Source organism: Rhizobium sp. R711 (assembly GCF_002211365.1).
Taxonomy (GTDB): Bacteria; Pseudomonadota; Alphaproteobacteria; order Rhizobiales; family Rhizobiaceae; genus Rhizobium.
In genome coordinates, this window is the sequence record NZ_LOKZ01000001.1 from 624,599 (window position 1) to 644,697 (window position 20,099).

21 protein-coding genes are annotated in these 20,099 nt (G+C 60.0%); 7 read left to right on the plus strand and 14 right to left on the minus strand.

What is annotated here, in order from left to right:
• Window position 1: 1 nt before the first annotated feature.
• The 3 genes from cpaB to ATY80_RS02950 form a co-directional block, all read right to left on the minus strand.
• Complete coding sequence (cpaB, locus tag ATY80_RS02940; RefSeq protein ID WP_088690969.1) at window positions 2-817, minus strand: Flp pilus assembly protein CpaB; 816 nt, start codon at window positions 815-817, stop codon at window positions 2-4.
• A 111-nt stretch (window positions 818-928) separates the two neighbouring features.
• Window positions 929-1,441: a prepilin peptidase gene (locus ATY80_RS02945; protein WP_088690970.1), complete on the minus strand. Its 513-nt coding sequence runs from the start codon at window positions 1,439-1,441 to the stop codon at window positions 929-931.
• Window positions 1,442-1,526: 85 nt separating this feature from the next.
• A complete protein-coding gene (locus ATY80_RS02950; RefSeq protein ID WP_088690971.1) occupies window positions 1,527-1,706 on the minus strand; it encodes a Flp family type IVb pilin in 180 nt (59 codons plus the stop codon).
• A gap of 406 nt (window positions 1,707-2,112) precedes the next feature.
• Here ATY80_RS02950 and ATY80_RS02955 point away from each other — a divergent pair, with 406 nt between their 5' ends.
• The 7 genes from ATY80_RS02955 to ATY80_RS02985 all read left to right on the plus strand — a co-directional run bounded on the left by ATY80_RS02955 (window position 2,113) and on the right by ATY80_RS02985 (window position 7,535).
• The gene (locus ATY80_RS02955) at window positions 2,113-2,523 is read left to right on the plus strand and encodes a pilus assembly protein N-terminal domain-containing protein (protein WP_088690972.1); all 411 of its coding nucleotides are present in this window, start codon (window positions 2,113-2,115) and stop codon (window positions 2,521-2,523) included.
• A gap of 116 nt (window positions 2,524-2,639) precedes the next feature.
• Window positions 2,640-3,257: a TadE/TadG family type IV pilus assembly protein gene (locus ATY80_RS02960; protein WP_088690973.1), complete on the plus strand. Its 618-nt coding sequence runs from the start codon at window positions 2,640-2,642 to the stop codon at window positions 3,255-3,257.
• On the plus strand, window positions 3,257-3,832 hold the full coding sequence (locus ATY80_RS02965; RefSeq protein ID WP_088690974.1) for a TadE/TadG family type IV pilus assembly protein: 576 nt from the start codon (window positions 3,257-3,259) through the stop codon (window positions 3,830-3,832). Before ATY80_RS02960 ends, ATY80_RS02965 begins: the two co-directional genes overlap by 1 nt.
• A gap of 97 nt (window positions 3,833-3,929) precedes the next feature.
• Entirely contained in the window at window positions 3,930-5,150 is a 1,221-nt protein-coding gene (locus tag ATY80_RS02970) for a phosphopentomutase (protein ID WP_088690975.1), read from the plus strand.
• On the plus strand, window positions 5,147-6,115 hold the full coding sequence (locus ATY80_RS02975) for an adenosine deaminase (RefSeq protein ID WP_088690976.1): 969 nt from the start codon (window positions 5,147-5,149) through the stop codon (window positions 6,113-6,115). The genes ATY80_RS02970 and ATY80_RS02975 overlap by 4 nt, the downstream gene beginning before the upstream one ends.
• A 108-nt stretch (window positions 6,116-6,223) precedes the next feature.
• Window positions 6,224-6,853 carry a uracil phosphoribosyltransferase gene (gene upp / locus ATY80_RS02980; RefSeq protein WP_007529134.1) on the plus strand — a complete coding sequence of 210 codons (630 nt, stop codon included), beginning with the start codon at window positions 6,224-6,226 and terminating at the stop codon, window positions 6,851-6,853.
• A gap of 160 nt (window positions 6,854-7,013) precedes the next feature.
• Window positions 7,014-7,535 (plus strand): TIGR02281 family clan AA aspartic protease, encoded by a 522-nt coding sequence (locus ATY80_RS02985; protein WP_088690977.1) that lies wholly within the window; start codon window positions 7,014-7,016, stop codon window positions 7,533-7,535.
• A 3-nt stretch (window positions 7,536-7,538) separates the two neighbouring features.
• On the opposite strand, the gene ATY80_RS02990 is transcribed toward ATY80_RS02985, so the two are convergent.
• The 11 genes from ATY80_RS02990 to ATY80_RS03040 form a co-directional block, all read right to left on the minus strand.
• On the minus strand, window positions 7,539-8,339 hold the full coding sequence (locus ATY80_RS02990) for an ATP-binding cassette domain-containing protein (protein WP_088690978.1): 801 nt from the start codon (window positions 8,337-8,339) through the stop codon (window positions 7,539-7,541).
• Complete coding sequence (locus tag ATY80_RS02995) at window positions 8,332-10,584, minus strand: ABC transporter permease (RefSeq protein WP_088690979.1); 2,253 nt, start codon at window positions 10,582-10,584, stop codon at window positions 8,332-8,334. The genes ATY80_RS02990 and ATY80_RS02995 overlap by 8 nt, the downstream gene beginning before the upstream one ends.
• 78 nt (window positions 10,585-10,662) lie before the next feature.
• Window positions 10,663-11,745 (minus strand): substrate-binding domain-containing protein, encoded by a 1,083-nt coding sequence (locus ATY80_RS03000; RefSeq protein ID WP_088690980.1) that lies wholly within the window; start codon window positions 11,743-11,745, stop codon window positions 10,663-10,665.
• A gap of 300 nt (window positions 11,746-12,045) precedes the next feature.
• A complete protein-coding gene (gene deoA, locus ATY80_RS03005) occupies window positions 12,046-13,371 on the minus strand; it encodes a thymidine phosphorylase (RefSeq protein ID WP_088690981.1) in 1,326 nt (441 codons plus the stop codon).
• A gap of 1 nt (window position 13,372) precedes the next feature.
• Complete coding sequence (deoC, locus tag ATY80_RS03010) at window positions 13,373-14,149, minus strand: deoxyribose-phosphate aldolase (protein ID WP_088690982.1); 777 nt, start codon at window positions 14,147-14,149, stop codon at window positions 13,373-13,375.
• Window positions 14,146-14,949, minus strand: a complete 804-nt coding sequence (locus tag ATY80_RS03015; RefSeq protein WP_088690983.1) for a purine-nucleoside phosphorylase — start codon at window positions 14,947-14,949, stop codon at window positions 14,146-14,148. Before ATY80_RS03015 ends, deoC begins: the two co-directional genes overlap by 4 nt.
• Entirely contained in the window at window positions 14,949-15,335 is a 387-nt protein-coding gene (locus tag ATY80_RS03020) for a cytidine deaminase (RefSeq protein WP_088690984.1), read from the minus strand. Before ATY80_RS03020 ends, ATY80_RS03015 begins: the two co-directional genes overlap by 1 nt.
• A gap of 4 nt (window positions 15,336-15,339) precedes the next feature.
• Entirely contained in the window at window positions 15,340-16,311 is a 972-nt protein-coding gene (locus ATY80_RS03025; RefSeq protein WP_088690985.1) for an ABC transporter permease, read from the minus strand.
• A gap of 12 nt (window positions 16,312-16,323) precedes the next feature.
• The gene (locus ATY80_RS03030; protein ID WP_088690986.1) at window positions 16,324-17,427 is read right to left on the minus strand and encodes an ABC transporter permease; all 1,104 of its coding nucleotides are present in this window, start codon (window positions 17,425-17,427) and stop codon (window positions 16,324-16,326) included.
• A 7-nt stretch (window positions 17,428-17,434) separates the two neighbouring features.
• Window positions 17,435-18,946 carry an ABC transporter ATP-binding protein gene (locus ATY80_RS03035; RefSeq protein WP_189637071.1) on the minus strand — a complete coding sequence of 504 codons (1,512 nt, stop codon included), beginning with the start codon at window positions 18,944-18,946 and terminating at the stop codon, window positions 17,435-17,437.
• A gap of 68 nt (window positions 18,947-19,014) precedes the next feature.
• Entirely contained in the window at window positions 19,015-20,007 is a 993-nt protein-coding gene (locus tag ATY80_RS03040) for a BMP family ABC transporter substrate-binding protein (RefSeq protein ID WP_088690988.1), read from the minus strand.
• Window positions 20,008-20,099: the final 92 nt, after the last annotated feature.

Here is a 20,099-nt window from a genome sequence, read left to right on the forward strand (position 1 = left end):
TTTACTCAGCCTTCGGCGCGCTGCTGCTGTCTGTAACGATAGAGCCTGATTTGATGACTTGGACGAGGGCGTTGCCGTTGTCGCCGCTGAGCAGGTAGTCCGCGGCGCTGGTATCCTGCTCCTCAGCGTCGGCGACGGAGCGCAATGCCAACGACAGCCGGTCGGCCATTTGCTGGGCAACGGCCAGTACCTTGGTCTGGTCGGGGGTCAGCTCCAGCGTTGCCGTGGTGCCGACCACGGCTTTGGAGCCATCTTCCTTTTCCTGGATCTGCTGGTCGATCGCGAGCACGCGCACATTGCTGAGCACGGTCTCGGTCAGATATTTGTCGGCTTCCTTGGACTTGCGGACCATGATGACGTCGACGCGGTCGTTCGGCAGGATGAAGCCGCCGGCACCTGTCGCAACCGAGATTTCGGTTGCGACTGCACGTTTCCCGGAGGGCAGCAGCGAGGACATGATGCGGCTGTTCGAGTCGGCAATCTTTTCCGCGCGGATCGGTTCGCCCTCGAAGATCGGAAGGCGAACGACGGCGCCCTGCATGTCTTTCAGAGCATCGGGCTTGTCGGATTCGGTGATAAAGCCCTGGACGACGCCACTCTGCGGCCATCCCATCCAGTGAACCGCTTTGTCATCCAATCTGGCGCCGACCGGCAGATTGGCGCTGGAGACGAGCACGTTGACAGTCGGCTCCTTCTCGACGACCGACTGAACCTGGGTGACGACGGAACCACGGCCCGCGAGGCTCATCGCCAGCACACCGGCAAGGCCGGCTGCCACGACGGCCACTCCAAGTATCATAAGGCGGGCGGGTTTCATCGAACGTTCCTCGGGGATTCGCGCTATTCGCCCCGGAGAATGGCCCGCAATTGGTATAATTATGGTTAATGAAAGGCTTCGAGTTTAGGTTAACTGAGAATTAACTTGCCGTTACTTCAGTCCTTTAAGTGCTGCCAGGAAAAGCGGCGAAGAGGGAAAGGCCATAAACCCGCCGATCGCGATCGCAATGCCATAGGGGATCTTCTTGGCCATGAGAATAGAGTTTGGCACCGGCAATCCGACGGCAAGGATCAAGTTGGCTTGTGCGCGGATCATGAGGATCAGCAGCGTCGCGGCGCCACCGATCAAGCTGACATAGACAAGGAATTCGAAGAGAGAAGAGTTGAGGCCGAACCATAGTGAGACAGCAGTTAACAGCTTCGCGTCGCCGCCACCCATCACGTTCAACGCGAAGAGTGCAAAACAGGCGGCGAAGACAGCGGCGCCTGCAGCCACGTGCGCGCCGATCGCGGCAAGTGGCAAACCCATTGACAATACGATAGGAAAAAATGCGGCAACAAGAATGACCGAGACCCTGTTCGGGATTGTCATTGTCAAAAGATCCGACAACGCTGCGATAGTCAGGCAGAGCGGGAAAATCAAGAAAACTGTGGCCGCGGTCATGCTCAGTATCTCCTGCAAAAAAAAGGCTCACGGTGCCATTGGTCCGTGAGCCCCTAAGAACAAAATGCGTACCTAGTACGGTCAATCAGGTCGGCGTCTTGCTGCTGATCGTGTTGGACAGGTTGTTGAACATGATGTTCAGTTTGCTGCCCAGTGCAGTTGCGCCGGTGATGAGCGCGACGGAGATCAGCGCTGCGATCAGGCCGTATTCAATTGCGGTCGCGCCGGATTCGTCCTTCAGAAAACGGCTAACAAGCTTGGTCATGGTAACTCCTAACTCCAGTTGATGTTCAGCACGTCCGCCAACTGTTGCCGTTGATCGGATTGCCACAATTTAGCGCGGCCCTATTTCCATCAACTTAAAGAGTAGAGTTACTGCTTCGTAAACGACGACCAACACTTGAGAACGGTAAGTATCCGCTTGCGTCATTGTTTAGAATTTTAGGAAAAAGCTCGTGTGCCGTTTCGTAGTTGAGACTAGGGAAACTTGGGAGTGTCCCGCCGATAGTTCAAAATGGCGCCCAAATAGGCCTCCGTTTATGCAAAGGTTGTCTCCAAATGGCGCGCCAAATCAGGATTGCGGACGCAACAGAAATGGAATTAAAGCTTCATTCACCAATTTTTCTCATGCTGTTTCGTAAAATCGCCGTAACTCTTGAGAGAGAATCAAAATGTTGCCGAGTGGCAAGAGGATTATCCTGGCCAGCTTTCTTGCCGCCGTCGGCTTTAGCGAATCCGCGCTCGCGCAGCAGGATGTTCTGCGGGTCTATATGGACCAGGCGCGCGTTCTGAAGCTCGATCGCCCTGTGAGCAAGGTGATCGTCGGCAATGCCAAGGTTGCGGATGCGACCGTCGCCGATGCAAAAACGATCGTGCTGACCGGACGCAGCTTCGGAACAACCAACCTTGTGCTGCTCGACGTCGACGGCAATGCAATTCTGGACGAAAGCATCCTGGTGTCGATCGACGAAGCAAACACCGTCCGTGTGTTTCGACAAACGGAGCGCTCGGTCCTTTCCTGCACGCCCAATTGCGAACAGCATAGCCAGCAAGGAACCGAAGCTGCGGCGGCAGCTCAATAGTCAGCCGCCATCTCTCGTTCGTCAGCCTTCCGTTAAACTTCTGATCCGGCTTGAAACGGAAAATCAACGATCGCGCCTTACAAAGGTGTAGTCGTCGCTGTCCCCGGATGCATGCCATGAAGGAAGTGGATCAAGTCGCGGACGCAGCCTCCCGCCGCCATAAGCGGAAAGGGCTGCGATTAACCGCCTTTGCGCGCTCCCGTGACGGGGCGGCCGCTATCGAATTCGCGCTCCTTGCCATACCCTATTTCATGGTGGTCTTTGCGATCATCGAGACATTCGTCGCCTTTGCAGGCGAGGAACTCTTGTCCAATGCGGTCGATACCATGAGCCGCAAGATGCGAACCGGACAGATCACGCCGGCAAACACGGATGTGACGGCGTTCAGAACGGCGTTATGTAATGAGATTTCGATCCTGATCGCATGCTCTTCAACGGAAGTGGCCACTCCCAGCAAGCTCTTCATCGACGTCCAGAACTTCTCCACATTTGCGGCTATTCCGGCCACCATACCCAGAACGTCGACCGACACCTATGCGGACATCAAGACATCGGACTTCAAATATCTGCCGGGAGGCTCCGGGACGATCAACATGGTCCGCGCCTATTACCGCTGGCAGGTCATAACCGACCTGATCAGGCCTTACATCACGAACGTCCGCCCGACCGATGGGTCGTCATCATATTTTCTGATGGTCGCCACGACGGCGTTCCAGAATGAGCAGTACCCATAATGGCAGGTCGTGGCGTACTGATCCGGCTTCATCAACTCGCAAGACGCTTCACCGGCGACCGGCAGGGCGTCGGCGCGATCGAGTTCGCCATCCTGTTCCCGATCCTGGTGATGCTCTACATCGGTGCGTTCGAGATCACGATCGGCCTCAGCATGAGCAAGCGGGCAAGCCGCGCAGCCGGCATGATCACGGATATCGTGACGCAGCAGAAAAGCGTAACCAAGTCGTGGCTTGCCGATATGCCCTCGGTCGCCTCCGCAGTGTTCGTGCCATATGGTTCGACCGGCCTTACGATCAAGATCACCGGAATTTCTCTCGACAGTGCCGCAAATCCGACGGTGGCATGGTCATGGGCGCAGGATGGCAGTCGTCCCTACGTCGTGAATTCCGCCACGACGGTGCCGACCGATATGAAGAAGGCCGATATCTTTCTGGTTCGGACCGAACTGAGCATCCCTTATAAGCTGTTCCTATTTGCACCCAACCTGGTGCCGAATGACAGCACGATCACCATCAGCCGCAGTTACTTCTATCTCCCCCGTGTGGACAGCTCCGTTGCCTGCAGCGATTGCTGACGCCCCGAGCTCGTTTGCCAAGTCCGCTCTGCCGTTATAAGGCTTGCGGAGCGGACCGCGATGGGCGGGCCGACGAATTTCTGTCGCTGGGTGGAGCATGGCGCGAGCCTTTCTTTTTGTTCTGGATTCGTTTGGTGTCGGCGGGGCACCGGATGCGGCTGCCTATGGTGACGAGGGCGCCGATACGCTGGGACACATCGCGGAATTCTGTGCGGTAGGTGCTGGTGATCGCGAGGGGTTGCGCTCCGGCCCCCTGCAGCTTCCGAACATGTCGGCTCTTGGTCTGGTCCATCTCGCGAAGGCGGCGTCTGGCCGCTTCCCGGCCGGGATGCCGGTGCCGGAGAAGGTCTACGCGATGTTCGGCTCAGCGATCGAAGTCTCGCGCGGCAAGGATACTCCGTCCGGCCATTGGGAGATCGCGGGGACGCCGGTGACTTTCGACTGGGGTTATTTTCCGACTGAAGGCGACGCCTTCCCACAGCCACTCGTCGAGGCGCTCTGCAGGGCGGCCGAGGTTCCGGGGATTCTCGGCAATTGCCACGCCTCCGGCACTGATATCATTGCCCGGCTTGGCGAAGAGCATATCCGGACCGGGAAACCGATCTGCTACACCTCGTCCGACTCCGTCTTCCAGGTTGCCGCACACGAGACGCATTTCGGCCTCGACAGGCTGATGACCTTCTGCACGATCGCCCGCGCCCTGCTGGACCACTATAACATCGGCCGCGTTATCGCCCGGCCATTTGTCGGGGAAACCGCTTCCAAGTTTCAGCGGACCGGAAACCGGCGCGATTTTTCAGTGCCGCCGCCGGAGCCGACACTGCTTGACCGGTTGGTCAAGGAAGGCCGCAAGGTCCATGCCATTGGCAAGATCGGTGATATCTTTGCGCATAAGGGGGTATCCCGGGTGGTCAAGGCGAATGGCAATGAAGCGTTGATGGACGCCAGCCTTGCGGCCATGGATACTGCCGAGGATGGCGACCTGGTTTTCACAAACTTTGTCGATTTCGACATGGTCTATGGCCATCGTCGGGATGTAGCGGGCTATGCCGCAGCACTCGAGGCCTTTGACGCCAGGCTGCCGGAAGTTGGCGGCAAGCTGAAGCCTGGCGACCTCGTCATCCTGACTGCCGATCACGGCTGCGACCCGACGTGGCGTGGCACGGATCATACACGCGAGCGCGTACCGATCATTGCCTACGGGCCAGGACTGCGTTCTCGCGATATCGGCATACGCGCCACTTACGCGGACATCGGCGAGACGATCGCCCGCCATTTGCGCATCCCGATGGGGGCGCATGGGAGAAGTTTTCTATGACATCGCATTTGAAGAAGGTCGAGTTGCATTGCCACCTGGAAGGGGCAGCGCCACCGGCGCTGACCTTGGCGCAGGCCCGGAAATACAACATCGACATCGGCCGTTACCTGGCCGATGGTACGTATGTCTGGCATGATTTCGCAAGTTTTCTGGAATGCTACGACAAGGTCTCCGAGGTCTACAAGACTGAGGAGGACTATGCGTTGCTGACGGAGACCTATCTTGAGGAGCTCGCCGCGATCGGAACGATCTACAGCGAGCTGATCGTATCTCCTGATCACGGCAAGCGGATCGGGCTTGGTGCCGATGCTTACATCGAGGGTGTGTGCGAAGGTATTCTCCGTGCCAAGGCAAAATGTGGCATCGAAGCGCGCTTGATTGTTACAGGAGAGCGTCATTTCGGCCCGGAAAGCGTCATTGGCGCCGCCGAGTACGCGGCCAAGGCAAAGAATCCCCTTATTACCGGCTTCAATCTCGCCGGCGAGGAACGGATGGGGCGGGTTGCCGACTACGCGCGTGCGTTTGACATCGCACGCGATGCGGGGCTTGGCCTCACCATCCACGCGGGCGAAGTGTGCGGAGCCTTCAGCGTCGCCGATGCGCTCGACATCGTCCGGCCCTCGCGCGTCGGTCATGGCGTGCGAGCAATCGAGGACATGGATCTTGTCAAGCGGCTCGCTGATCTCGGAACGGTGCTGGAAGTGTGTCCCGGCTCCAATATCGCGCTGAAGGTCTTTCCGGATTTCTCATTGCACCCGCTGCGAAAACTAAAAGAAGCCGGCGTACGCGTGACGATCAGTTCGGATGACCCGCCGTTCTTTCACACGTCGCTGAAGCGTGAATACGAGCTGGCCGCCGATGCCTTTGGCTTCAGCGACGCCGCAATTGATGAGATGACGCGAACCGGTATTGCGGCAGCCTTCGTCGACGAGGCGACACGCCAAGCGCTTTTTGCCCGGATGTGATCGACCCGCCCTGGGGATCGGCGTTGCAAAATGGCCTCCGCTCTTGCGGTGAAGGCAATTTCCATGGAAGAAACATCCGATAAGAACAACGATGGAAAGGGCTCGGCCATGGACGGCGTAACGGTCATCGATCACCCGCTTGTGCAGCACAAACTCACGATCATGCGGCGCAAGGAGACATCGACCGGAAGTTTCCGTCGGCTCCTGCGCGAAATCTCGACGCTGCTCTGCTACGAAGTGACCCGCGATCTGGAGCTTACGATGGAGACCATCGAGACGCCCCTGCAGACGATGGAATCGCCGATCCTCGAAGGCAAGAAGCTTGTCTTCGCCTCGATCCTGCGCGCCGGCAACGGTCTTCTCGAAGGCATGCTGGATCTCGTGCCGTCGGCGCGCGTGTCGCATATCGGCGTCTACCGCGACCACGAAACGCTGCAGCCTGTCGAATATTACTTCAAGGCGCCGGAGGATGTCGCCGAGCGCCTGATCATCGTCGTCGATCCCATGCTTGCCACCGGCAATTCCTCGATTGCCGCGATCGACAAGCTCAAGGAGCGGGGCGCGCGCAACATCCGCTTCCTCTGCCTTCTGGCCGCACCCGAGGGCATCAGGAACTTCCGTGAAGCGCATCCGGATGTTCCCGTATTTACGGCCTCGATCGACAGCCATCTGAACGAGAAGGGCTACATCGTGCCCGGCCTCGGTGATGCCGGCGATCGCATGTACGGCACGAAATAATTCACAATCCGTTTACCCAATCGATGCAGTTGATGGCCCGGACAAGCTTGCCGGGCCATTTGCTTTGCCGGCATTAGCAACTTGTCAGCAATTATGGCGTAGCACCTGTAAGCATGGCCACGCATGACGCGGGGTTTATACAGGAAGGATTTCTGTCCCGATGCTCGTGCGTACCGTCATTTTTGCAAGCGTCGCTGCGGTGCTTGCAACACAGATACCCACCCTCGTGGGAAAGCGTAGCAGCGAAACGGTCACGTCGGCCAACTTCGTCACCGGCGCCGCCGAAGAGCTGCCTGCCGCGACCGCCAATGGCGGCACAATGCGCCTGCAGGCCGATGCCCAGGGACACTATTCCGGAGACTTCAGAATCAACGGTCGACAGGTGCAGGGTCTGATCGACACCGGTGCAACTTATGTCGCTCTCAACGAGAGCTTCGCCCGACGGCTCGGCTTTACCGGCAACCAGCTTGATTTCCGCTACTCGGTCAACACCGCCAACGGCACCACAAAGGCTGCGCACGTGATGCTGGATCGGGTCGAAATCGGCGGTATTCGCGTTCGCGATGTGGAGGCCTTCGTCCTGAAGGATGAAGCCCTTTCCTCCACCCTTGTCGGGATGAGTTTCCTCAAGAAGCTTGCCTCCTATTCCGTTGCAGACGGATCCCTCAGTTTGAAACAATAGGCGTCAGGACGTCGGCGACCGATCGGTGCTTCTTGCCTCATCGGCGGTCCGCGCACTCTCCCTTGTGCCGGAGACAATGATCTCCAGGACCTCGTGCTCGTCCGTGTTCTTGACGTAGCGGTCGCCCACATACTCGCCGCGCTTGAGAACCATGACGCGATCGCCGACGGCAAAAATGTCGACCAGACGATGCGAGATAATGATCTGGGCAACGCCTTGCTTCTTCAGCTCCAGCATGGTTTCCAGCAGCCGCTCGGTGGCCATTACCGAAAGGTTGGCAGTCGGCTCGTCGAGGATCACGACGCGCGGCTCAAATGAGATCGCGCGGGCGATCGCCACGGATTGCTGTCGGCCACCCGACAGGCTCTCGACCTTCTGATAGACGGAATTCACGTCGACCTTGAGCCGTTTCAGAACGCTGTCCGCCTCGGCATACATCTTCCGCCGGTCGACGAACGGGCCCCTGAGCGGCCAGCGGCCAAGAAAGATGTTCTGGCCGACATCCATGTTCCCGCAGAGCGCGAAGTCCTGATAGATCATCTCGATTCCTGCGTCGCGGCTCTCGTGCGGGCTCTTGAAGTATACTGGTTGCCCGGCAACCAGGATTTCGCCGGAATCGCGCTGATAGGCGCCGGTTAGGATCTTCATCAGCGTCGACTTGCCGGCCGAATTGTCCCCGACCAGGCCGAGGATCTCGCCGGGATAGAGTACGAGATCGACCTTGCGGAGTGCTTGCACGGCGCCGAACGCCTTTTCGATGCCCCGCATTTCCACGATCGGCTGTAAGGGCTGCGCGTCAGCCATGGAGGCGTTCTCCGGTTGGGACAGCCGCCGCGAAACGGGCCCGCAGGCGCGCGAAGAGATTGGCCTGGCGCACCCAAATGTCGATCAGCACTGCCACGATGAGGATGACCCCAATGAAGACATTGATCCAGTGCTGCGGCATGCTGAAGCCCTGGACATTGAGCTGCAGGAGCGCGCGAACGAGCGTGATCACGGCCGCACCGGCAAGTGAGCCGATCATCGTGCCGTAACCGCCGAAGATCGATCCGCCGCCGATGATGACGGAGGCAATGGCATCAAGCTCTCGGAACTGGCCGGCAACCGGGTTGAAGCTACGAAAGTAAGCAACGTTGATAATGCCGGCCATGGTCGCGCAGAGCGCTGCCAGCATCAGCGAGATGAAACGCACGCGGTTGGTGTTGATGCCGGCGTAAGCGGCTGCGCGGACGTTGCCGCCAGCGGCGCAGACCTTCAGTCCAAATGGTGTGTAGGCGAGCACGATGCCGGCGACGAGGGCAACGAAGAACATGAAGATCGTCTGTATGCTGACGACCTCGGCTAGCGTGCGGATGATGCCCGACGGCAGCAAAAGGCCGAAATGCAGGAGAACGTCGTTCAGTTTGCGGCCAAGTAGATTGTAGCCTTCGGGCCAGCCGGTCAGTTGCTGGCCGGCGACAAACCAGGCGGCGAGGCCTCTGGCAATGTAGAACATGCCGAGCGTAGCGATGAAGGCCGGCAGCTTGAAGCCGACCGTGACGACGGCATTGACGAGGCCAGCAGCTGTCCCGGCAAGCAGGCCCATTGCCACCGCGGTGAGTGGATCGGCGCCCAGTACCTTCAGGAAATAGGCGGCGGTGCTGCCGGCAAGCGCAAGCACGGCCCCGACGGAGAGATCGATATCCCCGGCAGCAATGACATAGGTAAGCCCGACGGTGATCAGGGCCAGTTCCGTGTAGTTCAGCAGGATCGCAAAGGTGTTGGGCAGGTTCCACCAGTAGTCCGGCCTCAGCGCCAGGCCGGTCAGCCAGAGTACCATAGTCAGGATGATGGCCAGCGCGTCACGCCGCGCGAGGAATTTACCGAGCCCCGTGGCCGAGAGCGCCAGGTCGGTCGCCATCGCCCCTTTGGTCTGGACACCTTCCAGGGCCACGCCGCCGGTCTCGTAGGCCGGCGGCGGCGGTTGGCTGCGGAGCCAGGCCCAGAACCGGGCAGCGATCTGGCGTCGAATGAGGAAGGGCTCGATAAGAACGGCCGTGACAAGAAGCAGGCCCAGGAAAACCAGTACGGCACCGGCAGGCAAGGTGAACCTGGCGCCCACGGCAACGTTCTCTCCATCGATAACGACGGTCCGCGTGATCGGCCAGCCTTCACGCAACACCTTGTCGATCAGCACAACGACTGCGGCGCCAAGGCAAGACCCGAACACCCGCCCACGCCCGCCGAGGATCGATGCACCGCCGATGACGACAGATGCGATAACGGTAAGTTCCCAACTGACGCCGTAAAGAGGAGTGACACCCTTGTCCTGCGCCGCTGCCAGGAGAGCAGAAAGCGTCGCACAAAGTGACGAGAGCAGATAGGCGCGAATGCGCACCCACCGCGTATTGATGCCCGCATAGGCCGCGGCCTGCTCGTTGCCGCCGGTCGCGAAGGTCTCATAGCCCCAGCGGGTCTTCGCAAGCACATAGGCACCGACAACAGCGACCACGAGGAAGATCGCGATCTGGTTATTGAAACCGAGGGCGTTGATCTCTCCGAGATGAAAGAAGAACGGATAGTCTTTCGCCTTGCCGGAATAGTAGATTGCCTGACCGTGTGTAAGCGCGAGAACGAAGCCGCGACCGATGAAAAGCATCGTCAGCGTTGCGATGAAGGCAGGCACTCTGAGGATCGTTACAAGGATGCCGTTGAGGAGGCCAATTGCTGTGCCAAGCAGCAAACAGAAGATCGCGGACCCGATGACGCCGAAGTCGAGAACGTTCGATGCGAACAGCCTGGCAAAAACTACGGCGATCAGGCCGTAAGTGGAGCCGACAGAAAGATCGAGATCCTTATTGGCGATGACAAAGGTCATGCCGACCGCGATGATCCCGACGCGGGATGTATCGCGAAAAAGTGCGTGAAGAGCCTCCGTAGACCCAAAAAAGGCCGGATTGACGAGAGCCCCGCCGAGGTAGAGCAGGGCGAGAAATATCAGTAGCCCAGCCTCCCAGCCGCCGACGAGCTGAGGCGGTGCATGGCCTAGCGATGTCGTCGTTGGCGCCATGGTTTCTACCGATCAATCTTGCCGTCGCGATGCGGGAGGCTTTAGTCATCCCGCATCGATCTCAGGCGTTTCGAACCGTTAGTTCTCGAAGCGCTTGCCAACTTTTGCGACGTTCTCCTTCGTCACCAATTGGGCACGCGTGTCCAGGTTGGCGGCGGAAATGCCGCGATCGATCTGGAGATAAAGCTGCATGACAGGCCAGAAGCCCTGCAGGAAGGGCTGCTGTCCCAGCGATCCGGTCAGGTTTCCAGCGGCGATCCCCTCCTGCTGTGCCGGGCCGAGGTCGAAACCAAAGGCGCAGAACTTACCGGTCTTGCCCATCTGTGCGACTGCCTTAACGAGCGGTGGCGTGAAGACGTTGTTGGCCGTGAAGGCGCCGACTGCATCGCCGCGGGACTCAAAGAGCGAAACAAGCGCGTTGACGGGATCATTCGGATTCGTATCGATGCCGACATTCTCCGGCCCGGCATCGACCTTGAAGGCGTCGAGCTTGCCGGCATCCTTCAGCGTCTTGACGATGGCGTTAAAGGCGGCCGTCACGCGATTGTTGACCTCGATGTTGCCCATCGCGGTCGACGACGGCAGGAGGATCGAGCCGCTGGTCGCACCGCTGTCCAGCACGCACTTGGCAAGCGCCTCGCCGCCGATTGCCGCAGCTGACGCATCCTGGCCGGTATGACTAATTCCACTGCGGTGCAGGATGGTCGCATCGAACGAGTTGGTTGTGGCGATCGGTATGCCGGCCTTCTCGGCAGCCTTGACGATGTCGTTGTAGGCGCCGACCTGCGGCGTCGTCATGATGATGCCGTCGATTGTCGGGTCCTGAACGATCTGGTTCAGGATCTCGATCTCGCGCGCCGGATCGTCGACCGGTGATTCCGAGCCGAGCAACAAAATCTTGGCACCGATCATGTTGCCGGCGACGGTTGCACCGACATAGACGGGGTCAAAAAAGCCATTGCCGGCCGTATGCGTCACGATCGCGAAGGTCAAATGACCATCAGCCGAATGGAAGTTTTTCGTCTCGGGCGCTTCCTTGGCAGCTGCGGCAAAATCGTAGCCGCCAACAGCTTTCTCAACGCCGCCCGACTGCGCAAATGCATGCGTAGCGCTCAGCGACAGTACCGCAGCCGACGCCGCGTACAGCAAAGTCCGCCTCATGATTAGTCCTCCCTTTGAGCAAAGGGAGGAAGCCGTTCGGGCGCAATTTATAGAGAGCAAAGGCCCGAAGGCTTCCTCCCATGCGCTAATATTCTGCGCAATTCCGATGCAAGTAAACGGTCAACTCATCGTAGAGGTGAATTTGTTCGCCTCGTAAGCACCTCAAGGTGGTTTTTGTTGGGAAATAGCCGCCGAAGTCGTGTTTGGCGCCTCCAAAGCGCCATGGGTGTAACTCCGGCACTGCCGTCTTGCTTTCCTGTTGAAGGAGGATGCTCTCGTTCACGCTTGCCAAGGAGGCTCTCAGCCTCGGGCAATAGCCACGATGCGCTCGCAAACGACAGCCGGGATTGCAGGCTCCTCTTCGCCGATCCTGTAGTTGGCAGAAAGGACAGCGATTGCCGCATCTGCCGCGTCCTCGCTGGCGGCATGCACCAATGCGATCGGATCACCTTTTTCGACGCGGGTGCCGAGCGGCAGGATGTCGGATACACCAACGCGGTGATCGATCCTGTCGTCGGGATGGCGTCGTCCGCCGCCGAGATCGACGACGGTCATGCCGATTTCCCGTACGTCGCAGCCGGAAAGCCAACCGGACTGAGGTGCCCGAACCGCTTTCGTTACTGGCGCTTTGACGAGGTATTTATCCGGCTCTTCTAAAAGATCCGACGGGCCGCCGAGCAGGTGAACCATGCGGGCGAAATTTTCGGCCGCCTTGCCTGTGGAAATGGCATCCGCGGCCTTCGTTTCACCTTCCTGAAGCGACGAAACGACACCTGATTTCATCAGCATCTCGGCCGCGAAAGCCAGAACGGCTGCCTCGAGCCGCGTATTCTTTTTCCTGCCAGCCAGAAATTCCAGACAATTGCGGATCTCGACGGTGTTTCCCGCGGCATCGGCGAGTGGCTGGTTCATGTCCGTGATCAGCGCCGAGGTTTTCATGCCTGCGCTATTGGCGACATCGACGAGTGCCCGTGCCAGCATCTCTGCGTCTTTCGGCTCGGCCATGAATGCGCCCGTGCCGACCTTGACGTCGAGCACCAGGGTCTGCAACCCGGCCGCCAGCTTCTTCGAAAGAATGGAGGCGGTGATGAGAGGGATGGAATCGACTGTCGCCGTGACATCCCGAACCGCGTAGAGCTTGCCGTCCGCAGGCGCAAGGGCTCCGGTCTGGCCGATGATGGCGCAGCCCACATCCTTCACGACCTTGCGGAAGAGCATGGCGTCAGGGGTGATGGTATAGCCGGGAATAGCCTCGAGCTTGTCCAGTGTCCCGCCGGTATGGCCAAGACCACGACCTGATATCATCGGAACGGCCAGTCCGCAGGCTGCCGCGATCGGTGCCAGCATCAGCGAGACATTGTCGCCGACGCCACCTGTCGAGTGCTTGTCGGCGATCGGTCGGTCGGTGTCTGCCCAGCTCAGCATGTCGCCCGAGTGCGCCATCGCAAGCGTCAGAGCCACGACCTCGTCGCGCGACATGCCCTTGAACCAGACCGCCATGGCGAAGGCGCCGATCTGCCCCTCGGAGAGCTGACCGGACGCAAGCGCGGCAATGAACGATTGGATATCCTCTTTGGAAAGCGTTCCGCCGTTTCGTTTCTGGCGGATGATCTCCTGCGGGATCATCTCAATAGCTCGAAGCGACGGCGGCTGCGGATTGCGTGCCGCTGAGAACGGCAAGAATGTCGTCGAGCAACCCCGATGCGCCGAAACGGAAGGTGGATGGCATCGGCCAGTCGGGTGCCATGATCGTTTCTGCAAGGCTCAGATAAAGCGCTGCATCTGCCACCGAACCGATACCGCCTGCCGGCTTGAAGCCGACCTTTCGGCCACTCTGGCGGATGACCCGCAACATGATGTCGGCCGCTTCCAGGGTCGCATTGGTGGAGACCTTGCCCGTGGAGGTCTTAATGAAGTCGGCACCCGCTTCAATCGCGAGTTCGGAGGCGCGACGGATCAGCGCCGCGTCCTTGATTTCGCCGGTCTCGAGAATGACCTTCAGCACGATCGGATCCTTGCACTCGGCACGGACGGCGGCAACCATGTCGGTGACGGCCTTGCCGCTACCGGTCATGAACTTGCGATAGGGGATGACGAGGTCGATTTCATCGGCGCCATCGGCAATCGCCTCGCGGGTTTCGGCGGCAACGTCGGCCACCTCCATCTCGCCCGACGGGAAGTTGACCACCGTCGCAATCCGCACCGGATGGCCTGTGCCGAGTACGGCGCGAGCGCGAGCGACGAAGCGCGGCCAGATGCAGATCGCTGCCGTGTTGCCATAGGGGGTCTGGGCCCGGGCGCATAGCGCGTCGATCTGCGCCTCGGTGCAATCGTCCTTGAGGTTCGTGAGATCGAGGAGGGAGAGGGCGACGGCGGCCGTTTCCTTGCTGGAATGGTTGGTCATTGTTCGCGTTCTCCTGCAATCATTTCTTTCAGTATGGCGGCGAGGCGAGCTCCGCCGATCGGAGCCATATCCTTGGTCTCCTCATGGCTCAGTTCGCCGCCGGTCATGCCCGCTCCATAGTTGGTGATTACCGACGCTGCTGCAACCCTTAAGCCCAGCATTCGTGCGATAATGACCTCCGGTACCGTCGACATCCCGACCGCGTCTGCACCGAGGATGCGGGCCATGCGGATTTCGGCCGGTGTTTCGAAGCTCGGGCCGGAGAACCACATATAGACGCCTTGCGACAAGGGGATGCCAAGCGTCTCGGCGGCCTTGCGCATCCTGTCGGCAAGGTCCGTATCGTAGGCACTGGTCATTCCGACAAAGCGGCGGTCGCTCTCCTCGCCGATCAGCGGATTCATGCCGGAATAGTTTATGTGGTCGGTGATCTGCATCACCGAGCCGGGCGGCATGTCGTCCCGCAGCGAACCCGCGGAATTGGTCAGGATCAGGGTCCCGATACCGAGTTCCTTCAGGACTTCGATCGGCAGTCGCATCGCGCCTGCGTCACCTTTCTCGTAGAAATGAACTCGGCCGGACAACATCACCACAGGTACACCGCCAAGCGAACCGGCGACGACTTCTCCGGCATGGCCGGAGACAGCGCTGACCGGGAAGCCCGGCAAGTCATGATAAGGGATGCGGTGCGCGTCCTTCAGCTCGCCGACCAGCGAACCGAGGCCCGAACCAAGCACGATGCCCACGCGAGGCGAAAGACCGCCGAGCTTGCCGGCAAGGACATCGAGAGCGACACTCATCAAAGTTCAGTCTCGAAGCTGAAGGGCAGTAGTTCTTCCATAGTCATCGTCTTCTTCACGCCGACCTCATCGCAAAGATAGATCTTCGTGTCCTTGGAAGCGAACTCCGAGATTTTCTGCCGGCAGCCGCCGCAGGGCGGGCAAAGCGGCAGTTTCTCGGCGATGACAGCCATTTCGACGATCTTCTTGGCGCCACCCATGATCATGGCACTGATGGCGGTCGGCTCCGCACACCAACCCTGCGGGAAGGACAGGTTTTCGATGTTGGCGCCGGTATAAACCTTGCCGTCCTCGGCGCGGATCGCCGCGCCGACGGGGAACTTCGAGTAGGGAGCATGAGCGAAGGCCATGGCTCCGCGAGCGGCCTCGAAAAGATCGTGGGACATGTTCTCAACGCTCCTTCGTATAGGGGACACCACCCGCCTTCGGCGGGATCGCCACGCCGATGAAGCCGGCGAGCAGGACGCAGGTCAGGATATAGGGCAGTGCCTGGAAGATCTGCACCGGAACTTCGCCGATCAGAGGAACGTGCTTGCCTTGCATGAAGTTTGCCAGCGCATCGAGGAAGCCGAAGAGCAGGCAGGCGAACATGACGGGCACCGGCTTCCATTTCGCGAAGACCAGCGCCGCAAGTGCGATGTAGCCTTTACCGGCCGACATGTCCTTGATGAAGGCCGCCGACTGCGCGATCGCCAGATAGGTTCCGGAGAAGCCGCAGAGGATACCTGCGCACATGACAGCGCGATAGCGCAGCCAGCTTACCGAAATGCCCGCCGTATCGACCGCGCCCGGATTCTCGCCGACGGCGCGCAGTCGCAGGCCGAAGCGCGTGCGATAGAGAATCCACCAGGAAAGCGGGACCGCGAGGAAGGCGAGATAGGTCAGGATGTTGTTGCCCGAGATCACGTTGGCGTAAAGCGGACCGATGATCGGAACTTCGCGGATGGCATCGGCGCCAGGTAGCGCGATCGGCACAAAGCGAGCCTCGGGAAGCAGCTGCGGCGTGCGGCCGCCCTGGCCGAACCATGCGCCGCCGAGAACGATCGTGATACCGGCGACGAAGAAGTTGATCGCCACACCCGAGATGATCTGGTTGCCGCGGTTGGTGATCGAGGCGAAGCCGTGCACGAGGCTGAGCGCCACGGAGCAGACGATGCCGGCGCCGAGGCCGAGCCATGGCGAACCGGTCAGATAAGCGACGCAGGCCGCTGCAAATGCCGAGCCGAGCATCTTGCCCTCGAGGCCGATATCGAAGATGCCGGCCCGCTCGGAAAACAGCCCTGCCAGCGCCGTGAAGATCAGCGGGATCGACAGGCGGATCGTGGAGCTCAGGACGCTGATGAAGATGTCATAATAATCCATCGTCCGTTCCCCTCACGCGGCTTTGAACTGTTGGTAGACGCGAACCATCGCGGGGCGGAACATATATTCGAGCGCGCCGGCAAAGAGGATGACGAGCCCCTGGATCACCAGGATCATTTCGCGCGTGATGTTGGGCATCTCGAAGGAGATCCAGTCACCACCCTGGTAGAGGATGCCGAAGAGGATCGCGGAGAAGATGATCCCGACCGGGTGATTTCTCCCCATCAACGACACGGCAATACCGACGAAGCCGGCGCCGCCGACGAACTCCACCTGCAGACGCGCAGAAGATCCCATGACCGGGTTCAGCGCCATCATGCCGGCAAGCGCGCCGGACAGCAGCATGGCAATCATGACGATACGGGCGTAGGGGATGCCGGCATAGGCAGCAGCGCTCTGGCTGACGCCGAGTGTGCGCATCTCGAAGCCGAGCTTGGTGCGCCAGATCAGCAGCCAGACGAAATAGGCGGCAGCAAGCGCGATGAGGAACGAGACGTTGAAGGGGGCTGCGCCAAGCTTGGCGCCGAACATGTTCATCAGCCAGCCGAGCTTCGGCAACTGTCCGCCTTCAAGGAAGGTTCGCGTTTCCGGAGCCATCTTGCCGGGCACGATCAGCACATGCACCAGCAAATACACCATCAGCGCCGCGCCGATGTAGTTGAACATGATCGTGGTGATGACGATGTGGCTGCCGCGCTTTGCCTGCAGGAAGGCGGGGATGAAGGCCCAGGCGGCGCCGAAGAGGCCGGCACCCACCACGGCAACCGGCATTGTCACGTACCACGGGACATAGTGGTCGAGCGCCAGCGCCACCAGTGCGCAGCCGAGACCGCCAAGATAGGCCTGGCCTTCCGAACCGATGTTGAACAGGCCAGCATGAATGGCAACAGCAACGGAGAGGCCGGTGAAGATGAAGCTCGTCGCGTAGTAGAGCGTAAAGCCGATGCCTTCGCCGCTGCCGAGCGCGCCCTCGATCAGCAGTGACAGGGCCGCTAGCGGGCTCTCCCCGATCAGCCAGACGACGAAGCCGGAGATCAGGAAGGCGACGAGCAGGTTCAACAGCGGGATGAGCCCGTAGTTGATCCAATTTGGAAGTGGAACGGAAGCAGTGCTCATCAAGGCCTCACGCGGCAATGCCGGCCATCATCAGGCCGAGGGTCTGTTCACCGGCATCGGGCGTCTTCTCGCCGACGACGTGGCCGGCAAACATGACAAGGATACGGTCTGAAAGGGCGCGGATTTCATCGAGTTCGACAGAGACGAGCAGGATCGCCTTGCCAGCGTCGCGCATCTCGATGATCCGGCGGTGAATGAATTCGATGGCGCCGATATCGACGCCGCGGGTCGGCTGGCCGATGATCAGCGCCGTCGGATCGCGCTCGATTTCGCGCGCTACGACGATCTTCTGCTGGTTGCCGCCGGAGAAGTTAGCGGTCTTCAGCCGAGGATTCGGCGGACGGATGTCGTATTTTTCGATCTTCTCCATCGCGTCCTTGCGGATCGCGTCGAGGTCGAGCAGCGGACCCTTGCTGTAGCCGGGATTGCGATGGTAGCCGAGAACGGAATTCTCGTATTCCTCGAATTTCAGCACCAGCCCCATGTGATGCCGGTCTTCCGGAATGTGGGCAAGACCAAGCTCGCGCAGCCGCGCCGGATCGGCCTTGTCGATCGGATGACCGTCGAGGAAAATCTCGCCGGAATGCGGCTTGCGGATACCTGATATCGCCTCCAGTAGCTCGGACTGCCCATTGCCGGCGACGCCGGCAATGCCGACAATCTCGCCGGCGCGGACATCGAAGGAGACGTTGTCGACCATGGTAACGCCGCGATTGTCCTTAACGGTCAGGTTACGGGCCGACAGGATCACCTTGCCCGGATTGGCTTCACCCTTCTGTACGCGCAAAAGCACGCGGCGGCCGACCATCAGTTCGGCAAGCTCCTCGACCGTCGTCTCGGATGTCTTGCGGGTTGCGACCATCTCGCCGCGGCGCATGACCGATACCGTGTCGGTGATCGCCATGATCTCGCGCAGCTTGTGGGTGATCAGAATGACGGTCTTGCCCTGGTCGCGAAGGACGCGAAGGATCTTGAAAAGATGGTCCGCTTCAGCAGGAGTGAGCACACCCGTCGGCTCGTCGAGGATCAGGATCTCGGCGCCGCGGTACATGGCCTTCAGGATTTCGACGCGTTGCTGCAGCCCGACCGGAAGCTCTTCGATCAACGCATCCGGATTGACTTCGAGGCCGTAGTCCTTCTCCAGGCGTCGCAATTCGGCGCGCGCGGAAGAAACGCCCCTGGCGAGCAGCGCGCCGCCCTCGGCGCCGAGCATGACGTTCTCGAGCACCGTGAAATTGTCGACCAGCATGAAGTGCTGGTGCACCATCCCGATCCCGGCCGCGATCGCAGCCTGGCTGTCCTTGATGGTGACGGGATTGCCGTTGACGCGGATTTCGCCGGCGTCGGCATGATAGAATCCGTAGATGATCGACATCAAGGTCGATTTGCCGGCACCGTTTTCCCCGATGATGCCGTGAATCGTGCCCTTGGCGACGGTAAGATTGATGTCCTTGTTGGCGTGAACGGCACCGAATTTCTTGTCGATGCCCACAAGTTCGATAGCGGGCGTGTCTGTCACAGCAGGCTCCAAATACGAAAAGGGCGTATGGCGAAAAAACTCCGCCATACGCCCGTCTCAGTCACGGATCACTTCGGGCAAGCGTTGTCCGTCGTGTAGTCGTGAACCTTGACGGTTCCCGCGATGATGCCTTCCTTGGCCTTGTCGAGCGCAGCCTGCATTTCAGGCGTGATCAGGGCCTTGTTGTTCTCGTCCACGGCGGCGGCGACGCCGTCTTCCTTGACGCCGAGCGCCAGGACGCCAGCCGTGAACTTGTCAGCCTTGACGTCGCTGAAGCCGTTGTAGACGGCGAGGTCGACGCGCTTGACCATCGAGGTGAGGACGGAGCCCGGGTGAAGGTGGTTCTGGTTGCTGTCGACGCCGATCGAGAGCTTCTTGTTGTCGGCAGCCGTCTGCAGGACGCCGAGGCCGGTGGCACCTGCTGCAGCGTAGATGACGTCAGCGCCCTGATCGATCTGGTTCTTGGTGAGCTCGCCACCACGGACCGGGTCATTCCAGGCAGCCCCCGTCGTGCCGGTCATGTTCTGGAACACCTCGATATCGGACTTGACGGAGCGTGCGCCCTGCTCATAGCCACATTCGAACTTACGGATCAGCGGAATGTCCATGCCGCCGACGAAGCCGACCTTGCCGGTCTTCGAAGCGAGGCCTGCGAGAGTGCCAACGAGGAAGGAACCTTCTTCTTCCTTGTAGACGACAGAACGGACGTTCGGCTTGTCGACAACGGCGTCAACGATGACAAATTTGGTGTCGGGGAACTCAGCTGCGACCTTCTCGATGGCCGAGGTCCACGCAAAGGAGACAGCGATAACTGGGTTGAAGCCGCGGCTCGCGAAGTTGCGGATCGCCTGCTCGCCCTGGGTGTCGCCGGTCGGCTCGAAGTCGCGATAAGCGATCCCGGTTTCTTTCTTGAATTTCTCAGCGCCATTGAAGGCTGCTTCGTTAAAAGACTTATCGAACTTCCCGCCGGTGCCGTAAACGAGCGCCGGCTTGACATCGGCGGCCAGCGCCGTCGTGGACATTGCAGCCACGCCCAGGAGAGTCAGAAGGGATTTTTTCATGAGTTGCAGCCCTATTGTTTCTATTTGTTTGGGTCCTCCCGCAAGCCTGTTTCAGGCGTGTCTGCGGAACCACCGACCTCCCCCCGGAGGCC

Bases quoted from the DNA above. Each gene is read 5' to 3' on its own strand.
- ATY80_RS02965 (WP_088690974.1), top strand. From the start codon at position 3,257: ATGGCAGGTCGTGGCGTACTGATCCGGCTTCATCAACTCGCAAGACGC.
- ATY80_RS02950 (WP_088690971.1), bottom strand. From the start codon at position 1,706: ATGACCAAGCTTGTTAGCCGTTTTCTGAAGGACGAATCCGGCGCGACC.
- ATY80_RS03015 (WP_088690983.1), bottom strand. From the start codon at position 14,949: ATGAGTGTCGCTCTCGATGTCCTTGCCGGCAAGCTCGGCGGTCTTTCG.
- ATY80_RS02985 (WP_088690977.1), top strand. From the start codon at position 7,014: ATGCTCGTGCGTACCGTCATTTTTGCAAGCGTCGCTGCGGTGCTTGCA.
- ATY80_RS03020 (WP_088690984.1), bottom strand. From the start codon at position 15,335: ATGTCCCACGATCTTTTCGAGGCCGCTCGCGGAGCCATGGCCTTCGCT.
- ATY80_RS03025 (WP_088690985.1), bottom strand. From the start codon at position 16,311: ATGGATTATTATGACATCTTCATCAGCGTCCTGAGCTCCACGATCCGC.
- upp (WP_007529134.1), top strand. From the start codon at position 6,224: ATGGACGGCGTAACGGTCATCGATCACCCGCTTGTGCAGCACAAACTC.
- ATY80_RS03000 (WP_088690980.1), bottom strand. From the start codon at position 11,745: ATGAGGCGGACTTTGCTGTACGCGGCGTCGGCTGCGGTACTGTCGCTG.
- ATY80_RS02955 (WP_088690972.1), top strand. From the start codon at position 2,113: ATGTTGCCGAGTGGCAAGAGGATTATCCTGGCCAGCTTTCTTGCCGCC.
- ATY80_RS02945 (WP_088690970.1), bottom strand. From the start codon at position 1,441: ATGACCGCGGCCACAGTTTTCTTGATTTTCCCGCTCTGCCTGACTATC.
- ATY80_RS02960 (WP_088690973.1), top strand. From the start codon at position 2,640: ATGAAGGAAGTGGATCAAGTCGCGGACGCAGCCTCCCGCCGCCATAAG.
- ATY80_RS03030 (WP_088690986.1), bottom strand. From the start codon at position 17,427: ATGAGCACTGCTTCCGTTCCACTTCCAAATTGGATCAACTACGGGCTC.
- ATY80_RS02970 (WP_088690975.1), top strand. From the start codon at position 3,930: ATGGCGCGAGCCTTTCTTTTTGTTCTGGATTCGTTTGGTGTCGGCGGG.
- deoC (WP_088690982.1), bottom strand. From the start codon at position 14,149: ATGACCAACCATTCCAGCAAGGAAACGGCCGCCGTCGCCCTCTCCCTC.
- cpaB (WP_088690969.1), bottom strand. From the start codon at position 817: ATGAAACCCGCCCGCCTTATGATACTTGGAGTGGCCGTCGTGGCAGCC.
- ATY80_RS02990 (WP_088690978.1), bottom strand. From the start codon at position 8,339: ATGGCTGACGCGCAGCCCTTACAGCCGATCGTGGAAATGCGGGGCATC.
- ATY80_RS03040 (WP_088690988.1), bottom strand. From the start codon at position 20,007: ATGAAAAAATCCCTTCTGACTCTCCTGGGCGTGGCTGCAATGTCCACG.
- deoA (WP_088690981.1), bottom strand. From the start codon at position 13,371: ATGATCCCGCAGGAGATCATCCGCCAGAAACGAAACGGCGGAACGCTT.
- ATY80_RS02975 (WP_088690976.1), top strand. From the start codon at position 5,147: ATGACATCGCATTTGAAGAAGGTCGAGTTGCATTGCCACCTGGAAGGG.
- ATY80_RS02995 (WP_088690979.1), bottom strand. From the start codon at position 10,584: ATGGCGCCAACGACGACATCGCTAGGCCATGCACCGCCTCAGCTCGTC.